We start from the raw sequence: 15103 nt of genomic DNA on the forward strand, positions 1-15103 counted from the left end.
TGCCTATAGCTGGTATAACCATCTTAGACCTCATTCCTTCAATAAAGGATTAACTCCTTTTGAAGCTCGGTACAGCTCATAAAAATATTAGGCAAAAGTGTTACAATTTTACTTGACCAGAACAATATCTACTAGGGTCTTTACCTAACCTCTTATATACCTCTCTTATATCTTGAATACTTCCAATTTTTAAAACATCTTGAATTGAACATTTTTCTTGTAGATTAATACATAGATTATCTAATTCAGCATTTAATGCTTCTGATGATTCTTTTACTTCAGCTTTATATTTAATTACCCCTAATTTAACATCTTTACTTTTTTCTTTTAGTTGATTATCAATTTTAACTTCTATCATTTTTTCCTCCATTTACATATAAAAGTTCTTTCAATTCTCTCTTTATTTTTATAATTCTATATTCTTTATCTATAAATTATAAAGCATTATCTTCTTGATGAGCTATTGAATCTCTAATCTCCCATCTTCTAAAAAAACACTTGAGTATTTTTTTATATAACATACCTAACACAATCATCCCTATAAAATATGTACCCAGAAAAACTTGTTTCCATTTATTATCTATTAAACTATATGGAAAATTACCTAAATAAAGCATAAAAAGAAATAAACAAATTTTAGATTTTATTAATATTTCCTTACTAAATTTATAAGCACCTTCTGAAGCAAGCCTCATATCTTTATATACTTGCAATCCCAAAATAACTAGCACAAAATATGTTGCTTGTCCAAGATACATTCTTTTATACATATCATACACAAGAAAAATTATAGTTATAATATTATAATACTCAGATACAACTTTATCTTTTAATAATATTATTCTTTCATCTTTTTCATCAATTTCTATAGATAACTTTTTAAAAACATTCATTACTCATCTTCCTCCCCAATCTGAACTTGCTCCTATCCAATAACTAACTTATTATAGTGTCTGTTATACCCCTGGGGTCATATCAATATTTACATTTTGATTCCCTGAATATCCTTTAAGCTTTGACTAGCAAATCGGACATAGCTCAGTAAATCACTATAGATTTACTTTGTAAAGTCATTCTTCAGAAGAGAGAACATTATTAAGTCCAAAAACTTTCCTCTACAAAATTCATTCTCTCTTAAGACCCCTTCTTTTTGAAAACCTAAATTACAAAGCAATTTCTGTGAAGAAACATTCTCTAATTCTACAAGAGCTTCGATTCTATTTAAATTTAAGCTTTCAAAGCCAAATAAAATTATAGCTTTTAATGACTCAGCCATTATACCTTGTCTCCAATACTCTTTTAGTAATTCATATCCAATTTGTGCTTTAAAAGACTCCTTTGACCAACTATGAAAACCACATGTCCCAATAATTTTATCACTATCTTTTTTGGTAATACCCCACCGAATACCATTTTCTTTAGCAAAATCATCATTAAATTTACTGATTAAGTGTTCTGCTTCTTCAATTGATTTAAATGGAATTAAATCATAGTATTTCATTATTTCACTATCTGAAAAAATATTAAATATCTCTTTTTTATCTCCTTCTTTAACTTCTCTTAAAATCAATTTTTCTGCTTCAATTTGTGGAAACTGTTTAAAAATCTCTTTTACTTTCATTTTGCAAGTGCCCTCCTTATATTTTAATAGTCTCTCGGAATTATCTGTTTGCTTGATATGTCTAAATCTATTAAGTCATTCCTAAGCTTTACTAAGCTAATTGATAATCACCAAGCTAAAAGCGCAAAAAAACTATGTACATGATGTTTAATACGAATGGTTGATGTAAGTAATCCTCTTTCAAGTTTTGCAATGTTCAGTAAATTTTTCAGCTTTTTAAGCTTTTGAAAAACAAAAAAGCTAACCACATAGTAGTTAGCCGGTTACGCTACTGCATCCACATGACATAAGCGTCCAAATATAGTCATGCTTCTTCTGCTCTAACATAAATCTTAAAATTAATATATTTACTTATATTTCTATCTTCCTATAAGCTGCTTTCAAATAGACTATGTAGAGATAGTTGGTGTATACCTATATTTTCTTTATTTTATAATATTTTCGATGTATTTCTTGTCGAAATTTGTAACTTTATTTTTTTTTTGTTTTTTTATTCAATAAGAATAGTTCCTTAAAGTTCCCTTTTCCATAAAAAAGCTGTGTCAAAACAGAAATCACTTTCTATTTTGACACAGCCCATTTTTTAACCTCTGTAGATTTCAATTCCATCTCTCTTTATTTGTTTTTCTATCTCTTCATTTAATGAATCTAAAAAAACAATATCACAAGAATAAATCCCTATTAAGTCATTTATTTCTTCTACAATAGTTCCTCTGCCTTTTTCTGAACTATCTATGCAAAGGTCTATATCAGAATTTATATTTGCAGTACCTTTTGCTCTAGAACCAAACAAAATTACCTTTCGTATTTTACTATTGTTTTCAAAATACTTAATTAAACTTCTATATACTTTTTCATTTATTCCATACATTTTATCACATCACTTTTTTCTGAAATATTACCTAATAATTTTTCTATAGCATCTATATATTCTTTTAATATCTTATTTTTAATTTTTTCATAATCAGCTTCATCATAAATATGTGCTGTGGCATTTCTTGATAATAAAATCTCATTCCAAACATCTATATCATCTATAAACCCCTCTTTAAAGGCTTGCTTATAGCATCCTCTTGGATTGTTTATCTCTAACCCTGAAGCTTTAAATATTTTAGACAATAGCTTCCATGTTAAATCTTCTAATGTTTCATACTTTTTTATTATAGAATCTCTGTATACTTCTCTAGTTATTTCATCAGGATTATCTAGTTTATTGAAATTATCCCTAATATTTTTTAAATGCATTAACATTCTATACGTATAATTATATGTTAAATTTATTGATTCATTATATTTATCTAAGATTCCGCTCAAATGAATTCTTACCTCCTTACTTTAATCCAGCTTTTCACTCATGTTCTTTATTTCATCCTTAATCATATTTTCAACAATATTAAGAACTTCTATAACCCTTTCATTCTTTATGCTGTACATTATGTTCAGACCATCTTTTTCTGACTTTAAAATTCCAGCATCCTTTAATATCTTTAAATGCTGTGATAAGTTAGATTGGCTGAAATCAATATCACCATTTAATTCACAAACACATAATTCTCCTGGTATAAGACTTTTTACAATTTTTATTCTTATAGGATGAGCTAAAGCTTTAAATACTCTTACGTACATATCTTCTAATGACATTTGAAACACCGTCCTCTTTTTTGTTGTTTTGCTTATAGTTTTTATTGTTAACCAAAGTTTTAGCTAAAGTTATATTATCGCGCTCTATACCAGTCACCAGTCACCAGTCACCAGTCACCAGTCACCAGTCACCAGTCACCAGTCACCAGTCACCAGTCACCAGTCACCAGTCACCAGTCACCAGTCACCAGTCACCAGTCACCAGTCACCAGTCACCANTGACATTTTAAGATTTATTTGAATAATTGTAAATGTATTTTTATTTCAATTACATTTTATCATATTTAAAAAGGATGTACTCTTGCTGAGCCATCCTTTTTTAACTTATATTATAAAATTAAATAGATATCCTGTAAATACTATTCCTATTCCAACTATAGCTACAAATATAGCTAATAGCTTGGGTTTTAACACTTGTTTTAATAAAATCATTTCAGGTATGCTTAAAGCTGTTACTGCCATCATGAAGGAAAGCGCTGTTCCCATAGCAACTCCTGCTCTTGTAAGTTCACTAACAAGAGGTATAACTCCTGCTGCATTTGAGTATAGAGGAATACCAAATGCCACTCCTATAAATACTGCAAATGGATTATCTTTTCCTGCATATTTGGCAAGAGCACCGCTTGGAATCCATCCATGCATGATACCACCAATTGCAATACCTACTATTACATAAATCCAAACCTTCTTTATTAAATCTCTTGTAAATATCCATGCGTCTTTCAATCTTTCTTTCATTGTAGGATCTGGAATATCTATACAAGCATCTCCTACCTTCATTTCATAAACATAGCCTTCAACATATTTTTCTAGTTTAAGCTTTCCTATAATTATACCACTGACTATAGCTATAATTTCCCCTGATGCTATATACATTAAAGCTATTTTCCATCCAAACAAACCATATAAAAGCCCTAAGGCTACTTCATTTACCATAGGTGCAGCTATTAAATATGAGAATGTAACTCCAAGAGGGACTCCAGCTTCAACAAATCCTATAAAAAGCGGAACTGCCGAGCATGAACAAAATGGTGTTACAATTCCAAGTAAAGCTGCCAAAATATGTCCTACAAAAGTATTCCCTTTATTTTTAGCAAGTATCTTTCTCGTCTTTTCTGGTGGAAAGAAGCTTCTGATAAAAGTAATTGCGTAAATAATCATTAACAACAATATAAATATCTTTATTGTATCAAAGAAAAAGAAATTTAAAGCACCACCTAAGTTTGATGCCTTATCAATTCCCATAACATTGTAAACTAGCCAATCTGCAAACCATTGAATTGGTGTAAACATTTAATCACATCCTCTTAATAATTAGTTTCCACAGCAGCACCCGCAGCTGCATCCATTATTTTCTTGTCCATTATCTCCAACATATTCAATTGCTCCTTGTGGACACTGTTTTGAACACCCTTTACATCCTTGTACACATCCTTCTGGATTTACTACAATTGGATGTTCTCCTCTTTTTTCATAAACTCCATGAGTACAAAAATCAGCGCAAATTCCACATTCAACACATTTTGCAATGTCTATTACTGGATACCATGTTTTTGACATTATTAATCCCCCTAAACTATATAAGTATTTTCTAATATAATTATATGCTTATATGTAAAAAGTGTCAATAAAAACTAAAATTTATTCTGATCCTTCTGCCCACTCTATACTTTTATCCCACAACTAACACTTCTAATATTCTATCTGAACTAAATTTCACTTTATAGTTATTAATACAACAACAGCTTCCTATAATACATAGGAAGCTACTCTAAGTCTTAATATATTAAAATCTTATTTTTCGTCCTCTATAAGCTTTTTAATTTCTTCTACAGTACATACTTTTCCAAAAGCTTTAACCTTTTCATCTATTACAACAGCAGGTGTTCTCATTACTCCATATGCCATTATGTCTTTCATATTTTCTACCTTTGTAACCTCTGCATCTACATTCATCTCTTTTACAGCTTTCTTAACATTTTCCTCTAACTTCTTACAATTTGTACAACCCATTCCTAAAACCTTAATCTTCATAATCATTACCTCCATAAACATTGTATAACTATATTATAATATTCTAATATAATTATTTCAATCTTAAATGTTGTTTTATTTGTAAAATAATACTTTTTTGGTTTTCTATTATGGTAAAACCCATACCTGTTCCCCCTGTTTTTCTAAATCTCGAAGCTTCTCCTCTATAAAATCTTTCAAATATTAAGGGTAAAGCTTCACATATTATTTTTAACTAACATTATCCTTTTTAGCTTTTTCAACAGCATTTTCTACTGCTTTTATTAATCTGGTACTGGTATTTGTAGCTCCAGATACAGCATCTACCTCTACAGATTGAGATGATATTATTTCCTTGGGAATTACTTTAAAAGGTCTTTGGCAATACTCCATAGATTCTTTATGAGATACTATTTCAATGGACATTATCTTATCTCTTTCTATAGTTACTTTAACTGTAATCTCTGGACGCTTTCCTACTGAAACTCCAGTATAAACTCCATCCTTATAGATTTTTTCTTTATCAGTACTCTTATAGTCATTCTCTTCTTTGGCACTGACTTTTATTTGTAACTCTTGTTTAGTTTGCAACTGCATATCTGATACTGCTAATGTTTTTTCTAGAATATATTTAGATGAGTATATACTTAAAAATAAAATAAGTCCTATTAATACATATGTCATAGGTTTAATTTTTTGTTTCAGGATACTGATTTTAAAATTACCTTTTGGACAATTTCCAACACATTTTAAACACCCTATACATTCTCCACTTTTAACCTTTTTTAACTTAGATATATTTATGCCCATAGAACAGTTTTTTGTACATAAATTGCATTTTCCGCAAGTATTGTTATCTCTAATAAGCCATGAGAACCTACCTTTTGATATTAAAGCTTGCACTGCTCCAAGAGGACATAAATATCTGCAAAAAAATCGTTCTATCAAAGCAGCTCCCAAGATAATAAATGCCAGTATCCCAAACTGCATAGGATGATGTTTTAAAACTTGTGGAAGCATTCTTAATTCTGCAAAAGCATTCCATGGATTATACATATCTATTAAAGGCTCACTCTTTGTCCACCCCAAAATTATAATTAACGCTAGTATCACATATTTAAGGTATTTTAACACAGAATCTAATTTCTCATTCACTTTAAAATCAAGCCTAAATACTCTTTTAGATATATTAAAAATAAAATCATTTAATGCTCCAAAAGCACATAGCCATCCACAAAAAAATCTTCCTAAAACTAATACTAAAAATACTATTGTGACAATCGGCACTAGGGATGTGACAATATTTACAGTTTCTAAATTTCCATTCATCGCACCCAAATAAATACTTTTCATTGAACTAAAAACTAAAGAAAATAACTCTGTAAAAAACACAAAAAATATAATTTGTATGAAAATTCTTGAAATTTTAATTCTATTTATATCCTTTTTCATTTCTCCTCCTATTCATTTTTATAAATCAGTAATGCTATTAATTATTCTCTTTATTGTATTATATAAATGTGAAGATTTTTTGTAGATTTATTGAATTAAAAAATAATAATCCCCCTATATTTTTACCATAGGAGGATTATTATTAATCTAATGTAAGTATAGATTTTATTTATTAATAATTTCTTATTCTATGCATTTTTCCTTATTTTAATCGAGTTTATTACCATAAACGCTACTATTCCTACTATAAACATAACTATGGAAGCAGTTAAAAAAATTCTGTTTATCCCAAAGCTATCAAGAATCTTTCTATTAACTAAAGTTCCTATTCCTCCACCTACAAACATATTAAAAGATGCTAGTGACATAGCTGTACCTCTTAATTTAGGCATAATTTGTTGTGCTGTGTTTACTAAAGTAGATTGGAATAAAACAAAAGCTAATCCAAATCCAAATAAAGTAACAGCTATTGTTATAGTTGAGTTTGACAAAGATAATCCCATTAGAGATACACTACCTAAAATACCTGCAAACAAAAGAAATTTCTTTCCAATTTTCTGTCTTATAACTCCAGATTTTCTTCCTCCAACTACTGTTGATACACCAAATACTGATAATATCAAGCCAACAATGAAAATATTATGTCCTGTTACATTCTTTACAAATTCCCCTGAATAAGTAAAGCTACCGAAAACACTAAATCCTACAAAAAATATAATACTTACTATTTTAACTAATTGTTTATTTCCAAGGGCTTCTCCATATACTTTTCCATAATTCAATTTATCAATAACCCCATCACTCTTTTCTAATATCTTCAACATAACTAAAGCTGTTATAAATTCTGCAATTCCATAAACAAGATAAACAGTTCTCCAAGAACCTATATACGCAAGTCCTCCTCCTATAGCCGTAGCCGAAGCCCCTCCTAAAAACATCATACCCATTACTTTTCCTATTACATTTTGCCTATTTGAATCATCAAAACTTTCACCAATCAAAGCCATAGTTACCGGGAAAATTCCTGCACCAAAAGCTCCATTTATAGCACGAATCATTACTAGTGATTTAAGATTGAATGCTAAAGCACCTAAACAACTAAAAATTGCTGTTCCAAAAGCTGCTATTTTAATAACCTTAGTTTTTCCAAATCTATCTCCTAAAGGCCCAAATATAATTGTGAAAAATCCAAAAGAAAGCATATAAGCCGTTACAGAAATAGCTGCACTACCAATACTTATATTTAAATCTTTTGCAATATCAATAAGTAATGGTGCAGCCGCATAGTTATCTCCATTTGCCCAAAATGCCATAATACCAAGTATAAAAAGCATTTTGCCTAAATTTTTATTTTTCATACTTTATCCCTCCCAAATCCATTTATCAAATTATATCACTATATTACAATATTCTAATATAGTGATATAATAATATATTATATGCTATTTGTCAACATTTAGTAACACATACAAAAAAAACACTAGAAAATTTCCAGTGTTTTTAATATTTTTTTCTTTTAACCTCTGCCAGTCCTTATAAGTTCAGCAAACTCCTTTGGAAGTCCTGCTTCTTCTATGGCTTTTGCTGTCTTTTCAAAGTCATAAGGTACTTCAATAATATCTACTTCTACCTCATCTTTGTTTATATCTACAAATACATAATTAGCATCAGGTTTACCTGTCTTTGACTTTCCAATGCTTCCTGCATTAATAAGCATTTTTTCTCCATACATCTTATAATAAGGCTTGTGAGTATGACCACAAACTAAAATATCTTCTGTAAAATACTTCATAACCTCTTCTGCTTCTTCTGAATTTTCTTTTAAATATTCATTGATTCTTCTTGGACTTCCATGGACAAAAGTTATCTCTTTCCCTTCAAATATAAATTTTATTTCACTTGGAAGTCTTCTTAAATATTTCCTGTTTTCCTCACTTGTATTTTCTATTGTCCAGCTTAGAGAGGCAGCTGCATTTTCTGCATCCTTAGGATCAGGATAATCACATCCACAAGCAATTCTTATATTACCTACTGCATCATCATAGTTACCCATAATAGTTAGTATATTCTCTTTTCTTATCAAATCAATTACTTCATTTGGAAAAGTACAGTATCCTACTAAATCCCCAACGCATACAGTTAAATCTACATTCCTATTGTGTATATCCTTTAAAACTTCCTCCAAAGCATAGATATTGCTGTGTATATCTGATATTACTGCTATTTTCACAGGTGTTTCCTCCTTATATTCTCATGTCATGCTAATATTTTTTATATCAATTCTGCTGAATCAATATTTTCATTTGTAATTTATTCTTGTGGAAACCAATCTTTTGTTTTATTTGCTATCTTAACTAATGCAAGCATTACGGGTACTTCTACTAATACTCCTACCACTGTCGCAACTGCCGCACCTGACTTTAGTCCAAATAATGAAATTGCAACTGCTACTGCCAGTTCAAAGAAATTACTTGCTCCAATTAAAGCAGAAGGTGCTGCTACAGCTCTATTAATTTTCCACTTTCTTGACCACAAGTATCCAATGAAAAATATGAAAAATGTCTGTATTATTAAAGGAATAGCAATCAATACTATATGCAGTGGATTACTTAAAATAACATTTCCCTGAAAAGAAAATATAATTATTAAAGTTAAAAGAAGTCCTACAATAGTTATCTTGCCTAATTTTTTAATAAATACATTTTCAAGCCAGTCTAGACCCTTAGCTTTTATCAATTTAGTTCTAGTAACATACCCAAATACAAGTGGAATTAATACAAATAGCACTACCGATAATATAACTGTATCTATAGGTACTGCTACATTACTGACCTTTAGTAAAAACATAACTATTGGTGCAAAAGCAAACAATATAATCAAATCATTAACTGCTACCTGTACTAAAGTATATATGGGATCTCCATTAGTGAGATAACTCCAAACAAACACCATAGCAGTACATGGTGCTGCTCCCAATAAGACAGCTCCTGCCACATATTCTGTTCCAAGGTTTTCTGGAATTATTCCTGCAAATAACACTTTTAAGAATAGCCATGCAAAAAAATACATAGTAAAAGGTTTTATAATCCAATTAACAACCAAAGTTATAAATAATCCTTTTGGTTTCTTTCCAACATCTTTGATACTGCTAAAATCAATTTGAATCATCATAGGGTAAATCATAAGCCATATTAAAACAGCAACTGGAATTGAAACTTGAGCATATTCAAACTTGCTCAAAGTTTCTGGAAACTGTGGTATAAACTTTCCAATCATAACTCCGATTACAATGCATATTGCTACCCATAAAGTTAAATACCTCTCAAATAATCCTAAATTTCTTTCTTTTATAGCTGAATTTTTACTATTCATTCCCATCCTCCATAAATATTATTTCTTGCAATTCTTAGTTAAATCCTCACAACTCATTCCACTTTTCTTAAATTCCTTTAGTTTTTCCAAATCTTCTTTACACTTCTCAATTTTCTCTAGCTCACCATATAGAAATGTTTTTATAAAAGGGTGTTTGTCTAGGGTATCTTTATTAATTTCATAATAAACCCATTGAGCGTTCTTTTCTGATTTTATTATTTCTTCTCCTTTTAATTTATTCAAATGCCTGGAAGCGTTTGATTGAGTTATTTCAAGTACATGTTCTATTTCACAAACACATAATTTTTCATCCTTAAGCAAATTCAGTATTCTAATTCTTGTTTCATCTGATAGCGCTTTTATGATACTTACTATTTTCACCTTTGTTCCTCCTGTATTATTATATTATTATATTCACTTATACTCATATAGTACCATTGAAAATTTTAAAATACAATTATTTTTATGTAAAATACATGTTAATTGAAAAATTGGTGGTTAGAAATTATATACCTTGCTTGGTTTTCTTCAAACATCTATAAAGTAATCATCACTTTAACAAATATAAAAGCCACAAGCGAGTAATTTTAAATGCTTGCGGCTTTTATAACATTAGCTATATTATAATACAATTTTTTCAATAAATAATGTCAGGTTGTCCATTAAACTATATATAACAGGATTTCCATTCTGTATAACTCCTATCATAGGTCTTGTAGGAAAATTTTTATTTTGTAAAACTACAACACCTTCCATACCATTGTTCAATCTTACATATAATCCATTTGGATAACAATATATAGAATTAGTAAAAGTTTTATATATTTCACTATCAAATTTCTCTCCTGCTAATGCAGTTATATATTCCATTGCTTCACTAGGCAATCTGAATTTCTTTGACTCTAGCAAATTAGTATATTCATTGCATAATGAAATTATTTTTGAAAACTCGTGAATTTTGTCTCCCTTTACTTTTTCAGGGTATCCTGTACCATCTTCATATTCGTGATGATGTAAAATGCACATATATGACGTAACTGGTATTCGACTTCCCATTTTTATTACATTATATCCTGTTTTGCAGTGGTTTTCATTATTTTCCAACAGTTTTCCCACATCATGCAGCAAAGCACCTGCCGCTAATTTTTCAAGTTTGCTCTCATCATAATTTTTATTTATTCCAATCATTACTGAAAGTAAAGCTACATTAATACAATGACTAATTAACTTTGAATCTTCATCTTTTTCTCCAAGGTTATTTAATAAAAATGAGTTTTCTGATACATCTATATTTTTAATTATTTTATCAACAATATTTGTAATTCTATTCTCGTCAACCGTATTATTCTTCTTTATATTGTCAAATACATTTTTCAGCTCATTTGTTATTTCAATCCTTATTGGTGTTTTCAACAGTTCCCTTAAATTAACACCATCATTTTCATCTTGAATATAAACAGTATCTATGCCTACATTTTTTAATACTTTTATATTTTTTTCATTTAAAGTTAAACCTTTTTTTGCATAAACCATACCATTTGATAAATAAATGGACATAGCCAATTCTTTTCCTATTATTTTTTCATTCAACAAAACAAGTCTCATCATCTGTTCCCCTTTTTTATAAAATAACTATCACAAACAAAAACTTAAATTATACAGAATTAATTTATAACTATTCAATCAATGTTTTTGTATATTTATATATATCGATGGTATAACTTTAAAATTTAACTTAATTATGTGGAAGTCTCCAATCTTCTATAAGTGGTAATAGTTCGCTCATTCTCAATTTTTATACGCAAATAAAAAAACTGTAATTTGGATTATATAATTTATATAATCCAAATTACAGCCCTTTCAGAACGATGTATTAAAATGTATATTTTTATATTATTTATAGTATCTTTTTATATGCTTTTACATACTAATCATTTTTCTTTTCTTTATTCTTTTCCTTCACTTTTTCTTTTACTTCTTCTTTTTTTCTTATTTCTTTTTCCTTTTTTTCTTCTTTTTTATCTTCATCTTCTTCATCTTCTTCAACTTCTTCTTTTTCTGTTTCTTTTTTATTCTTTACTTTTTTCTCAATTTCTTCTTTGTTTAAAACCTTATCTTTTATGTACTTAGGTATCTTTTCAATATCCTTTTCTATTTTCTTAACTTGTTCTGCTTCTTCCTTTGTTATATTTCCTTCTTCTACTTCTTCTTTCATATCTTCATTTAACTCTTCTTTTATTTTTTTAGCTGCTTTAACCACTTTTTTATGATTTTTAAAAGCACCTTTGAATTCTTCTTTTGAAGCTATGTATAATTCTTTGTTTGCTTCAATAGCTTCCTTTGCAGCTTTAATTGCTTCTTCATCACCAGCTTCTTCTGCTTTTTCCAATTCAGATACTGCGTTTTTATAAGTTCTCTTAACTTCATTTAAAGAATGTCTTTTTTCTACCATTGCAATTACTGCTTCTTTTTTTGCAGTCTGCATTTCTATAACTTTTGCTATAGTTTGTTTTGCATTTTCTCCTACCTTTTCTTGTATAGACTTTAATACTTCTATAGCCTTCATTTGTTTAGCCACTATTTTTTCTTCAAGCTCTTTTAATTCTTCATTTTCACTTTCATCAAGTTCTTTATCAGTTATCTCTTCTCCCGAATTATCTTCTGTTACTTCTTCTAAATTATCTTCTGTTACTTCGCTTGAATCTTCTGATTTTTCATTGTCAGACTCTTCAACATTTTCTTCTTCATTCTCTACTGTTTCTTCTTTATTTTCTACTTCTTCTGTACCTTCTTCCTGCTGACTATTGTCAACTGATTCTTCTGAATCTGCTATGATTTCTTCTAACATCTCATTTGCTTCATTCATATTTTCTTCATATTCATGTACGGCTTCCTGAGCAAGCTCATCTTCTCCTTTTTCTGCCATAACTTCGCTTTCTCCAAGTCTTTCTTCAGCTATCTCAGAAATAACTTCAACTTTTTTCTCATCATCAAAAGTTAATGCTACGCTAATATCCTCCATTACTTGGTCAACTGGATAAAGAATACTGTCAGGTGTTATACCTGCTGAATTTGCTAAAGATACTTCTCCTTCTGCAAAAGCTTTTCCATTAATCCCACTCATAACAACTAAACCTGCTACAAATAACGCTATCTTTTTCATGTTGTTTCCTCCCAAATCTTTTTTTGTCATAAATTTCACTTATATGTACGGCACCTTTAAAAGTTTTGAGGGGGTATTAAATTTTTTTGGTTTAAAATAGGTATCCATTGAGATATTGATCACATATTACCAGTTGATACTTCATAACTGTGACTATACAATATTCTTATTAAAACGCTAATTATCGTATAATCTTTGTAAAGGTATTAACCATAAAACTATGTATCGTCTTAAATATGTGAAAATTTCTAATAACTTTATTTCAACCCCTACTAAAATCCCACTATATATACGTACGTATATATAGACACAAAGAGGTGATAATAGTGAGTCCTGATCTGCTGTCAAATGAAAATAGAGATAGCTTCATAGAAAATAATAAAAATTTCATATATAAAACTACTTATAAAATTTGTAAAAAAACTTTAGACTGGAAAAATGATGATGAACTCAGTATTGCTTTAATTGCCTTTAACAAAGCTTGCAATACCTATACCAATACTAGAGGTAATTTTTTTAGTTATGCATCTATATTAATCAAAAATTCCCTCATTGACTTTTTTAGGAAATCCAGTACAAATCCTTACTTAATATTCGATAATAAAGATGAGGACAGTAATATTCCAGATTATATAGATTATAAGCATTCTATGAATCAATATGAAATTGATTGTGAAAATAAAAAAAGAGCTGAAGAAATAGCTCTTTTTTCTGCCGAACTAAAAAAATATAAGTTAGAATTTTCTTCACTGATAAGTGCATCACCATCTCATACAGATACACGAAATCAACTACTTAATTTGGCTGTTACTTGTTCAAAAAATGAAGATATATTAAAATACATTAAAGCCAAACACTTGCTCCCAGTCAGTCAAATTATTCTGCTGACTAATACTAAAAAGAAATATATAGAGAAATGGCGTAGATATATTCTAACCTTGATACTTATTTTATCAAGTGAAGATTATCCTTATATAAAATCTTATTTAAACATAAAGGTAGGTGAAAATCTTGAACAGTAAAACTGGTATGGTAATGGAAATTAAAAATAAATATGCATACATATTAACTCCAGACGGGGAATTTGTAAAAGTCAAGATAAAAGGAAACGTTCCCCCTATTGGGAGTACTTATTATGGCAAACCTTCAAGTAAACTGCCTTTATCTAAGTATGCTGCAATGGCTGCTTGTTTAATTTTATTTTTTTCCTTTGGTGGAGCTGCTTATGCCTATTATACCCCAGTAGCGTCACTTGTATTAAAAGTTGATCCTTCAATAGAACTAAAAATTAACAGATGGAACAAAATAATAGCCACACAGCCTTTAAATGATGACGGGAAAAATATACTTGATTCGGTAAATTTAAAAAACAAATCCATAAATGAAGGCTTAAATATACTTTTAGATAAAGCCTCTAAAGAAAATCTTGTAAAATCAAAACCCGAAGATACTAAGAAAATAAGTTTAGATGTTAACAGTGATAAAGATTTAAACTTAAATATCCATGAGTTTGAAAATAAAGTAAAAGATAAAAATTTAGAACTTGAAGTCAAATATACTGAACCTGTTAATTCTAATAATACTAAAGATAATATTACAACACCTAAAAAAAATGCTGATAAGCAAAATAACTCTAATTCTAAAAATAACCAAAATGGTAATAAAGATGAGGATAAGAATTTAAAGAATTCTGAAAAGTCAAAAAATAAGAAGAATACAAAAAACTCTATGAAACCTGTAGAGAAAAAGTCACCTTCTAATGAAAAAAACAAAAAAAAGATAACAAAACCGGAAAATAAAAAATCCTCTAAAAAAAAGCACCTACAATAAACTGAATGCTA

The 15103-nt window shown here is 29.0% G+C and carries 18 protein-coding genes and 1 riboswitch; of the genes, 2 read left to right on the plus strand and 16 right to left on the minus strand.

What is annotated here, in order from left to right; genetic code table 11:
* Positions 1–100 precede the first annotated feature (100 nt).
* The 16 genes from OIO11_RS06630 to OIO11_RS06705 form a co-directional block, all read right to left on the minus strand.
* Positions 101–358 (minus strand): hypothetical protein, encoded by a 258-nt coding sequence (locus OIO11_RS06630; RefSeq protein ID WP_268070653.1) that lies wholly within the window; start codon positions 356–358, stop codon positions 101–103.
* Between the two features lie 76 nt (positions 359–434).
* Positions 435–893, minus strand: a complete 459-nt coding sequence (locus OIO11_RS06635) for a hypothetical protein (protein ID WP_268070654.1) — start codon at positions 891–893, stop codon at positions 435–437.
* A 164-nt stretch (positions 894–1057) separates the two neighbouring features.
* Complete coding sequence (locus OIO11_RS06640) at positions 1058–1621, minus strand: GNAT family N-acetyltransferase (protein WP_268070655.1); 564 nt, start codon at positions 1619–1621, stop codon at positions 1058–1060.
* A 248-nt stretch (positions 1622–1869) separates the two neighbouring features.
* Positions 1870–1952: riboswitch (cyclic di-GMP riboswitch) on the minus strand.
* Positions 1953–2204: 252 nt separating this feature from the next.
* Positions 2205–2492 carry a nucleotidyltransferase family protein gene (locus OIO11_RS06645; protein ID WP_268070656.1) on the minus strand — a complete coding sequence of 96 codons (288 nt, stop codon included), beginning with the start codon at positions 2490–2492 and terminating at the stop codon, positions 2205–2207.
* Positions 2480–2935, minus strand: coding sequence for an HI0074 family nucleotidyltransferase substrate-binding subunit (locus tag OIO11_RS06650; RefSeq protein ID WP_268070657.1), 456 nt, complete (start codon positions 2933–2935; stop codon positions 2480–2482). Before OIO11_RS06650 ends, OIO11_RS06645 begins: the two co-directional genes overlap by 13 nt.
* A gap of 21 nt (positions 2936–2956) precedes the next feature.
* The gene (locus OIO11_RS06655; protein WP_268070658.1) at positions 2957–3262 is read right to left on the minus strand and encodes an ArsR/SmtB family transcription factor; all 306 of its coding nucleotides are present in this window, start codon (positions 3260–3262) and stop codon (positions 2957–2959) included.
* Positions 3263–3586: 324 nt separating this feature from the next.
* Positions 3587–4555 carry a permease gene (locus OIO11_RS06660; RefSeq protein WP_268070659.1) on the minus strand — a complete coding sequence of 323 codons (969 nt, stop codon included), beginning with the start codon at positions 4553–4555 and terminating at the stop codon, positions 3587–3589.
* A gap of 21 nt (positions 4556–4576) precedes the next feature.
* A complete protein-coding gene (locus tag OIO11_RS06665; RefSeq protein ID WP_268070660.1) occupies positions 4577–4822 on the minus strand; it encodes an ATP-binding protein in 246 nt (81 codons plus the stop codon).
* A gap of 234 nt (positions 4823–5056) precedes the next feature.
* Positions 5057–5296 carry a thioredoxin family protein gene (locus OIO11_RS06670; RefSeq protein WP_268070661.1) on the minus strand — a complete coding sequence of 80 codons (240 nt, stop codon included), beginning with the start codon at positions 5294–5296 and terminating at the stop codon, positions 5057–5059.
* 210 nt (positions 5297–5506) lie between these two features.
* Positions 5507–6727: a 4Fe-4S binding protein gene (locus OIO11_RS06675; RefSeq protein WP_268070662.1), complete on the minus strand. Its 1221-nt coding sequence runs from the start codon at positions 6725–6727 to the stop codon at positions 5507–5509.
* A 188-nt stretch (positions 6728–6915) separates the two neighbouring features.
* The gene (locus tag OIO11_RS06680; protein WP_268070663.1) at positions 6916–8085 is read right to left on the minus strand and encodes an MFS transporter; all 1170 of its coding nucleotides are present in this window, start codon (positions 8083–8085) and stop codon (positions 6916–6918) included.
* 158 nt (positions 8086–8243) lie between these two features.
* Complete coding sequence (locus OIO11_RS06685; protein WP_268070664.1) at positions 8244–8957, minus strand: metallophosphoesterase family protein; 714 nt, start codon at positions 8955–8957, stop codon at positions 8244–8246.
* An 80-nt stretch (positions 8958–9037) separates the two neighbouring features.
* A complete protein-coding gene (gene arsB / locus OIO11_RS06690) occupies positions 9038–10099 on the minus strand; it encodes an ACR3 family arsenite efflux transporter (protein WP_268070665.1) in 1062 nt (353 codons plus the stop codon).
* Positions 10100–10117: 18 nt separating this feature from the next.
* On the minus strand, positions 10118–10480 hold the full coding sequence (locus OIO11_RS06695) for an ArsR/SmtB family transcription factor (RefSeq protein WP_268070666.1): 363 nt from the start codon (positions 10478–10480) through the stop codon (positions 10118–10120).
* A gap of 240 nt (positions 10481–10720) precedes the next feature.
* Positions 10721–11704: an HD-GYP domain-containing protein gene (locus OIO11_RS06700; protein WP_268070667.1), complete on the minus strand. Its 984-nt coding sequence runs from the start codon at positions 11702–11704 to the stop codon at positions 10721–10723.
* Between the two features lie 322 nt (positions 11705–12026).
* Positions 12027–13262, minus strand: coding sequence for a DUF5667 domain-containing protein (locus OIO11_RS06705; protein WP_268070668.1), 1236 nt, complete (start codon positions 13260–13262; stop codon positions 12027–12029).
* Positions 13263–13588: 326 nt separating this feature from the next.
* Here OIO11_RS06705 and OIO11_RS06710 point away from each other — a divergent pair, with 326 nt between their 5' ends.
* Positions 13589–14284 (plus strand): sigma factor, encoded by a 696-nt coding sequence (locus tag OIO11_RS06710; RefSeq protein WP_268070669.1) that lies wholly within the window; start codon positions 13589–13591, stop codon positions 14282–14284.
* The gene (locus OIO11_RS06715) at positions 14274–15092 is read left to right on the plus strand and encodes an anti-sigma factor domain-containing protein (protein WP_268070670.1); all 819 of its coding nucleotides are present in this window, start codon (positions 14274–14276) and stop codon (positions 15090–15092) included. Before OIO11_RS06710 ends, OIO11_RS06715 begins: the two co-directional genes overlap by 11 nt.
* Positions 15093–15103: the final 11 nt, after the last annotated feature.

It is taken from the genome of Clostridium sp. ZS2-4, from assembly GCF_026719745.1.
In the GTDB taxonomy this organism is placed as follows: domain Bacteria; phylum Bacillota; class Clostridia; order Clostridiales; family Clostridiaceae; genus Clostridium_H.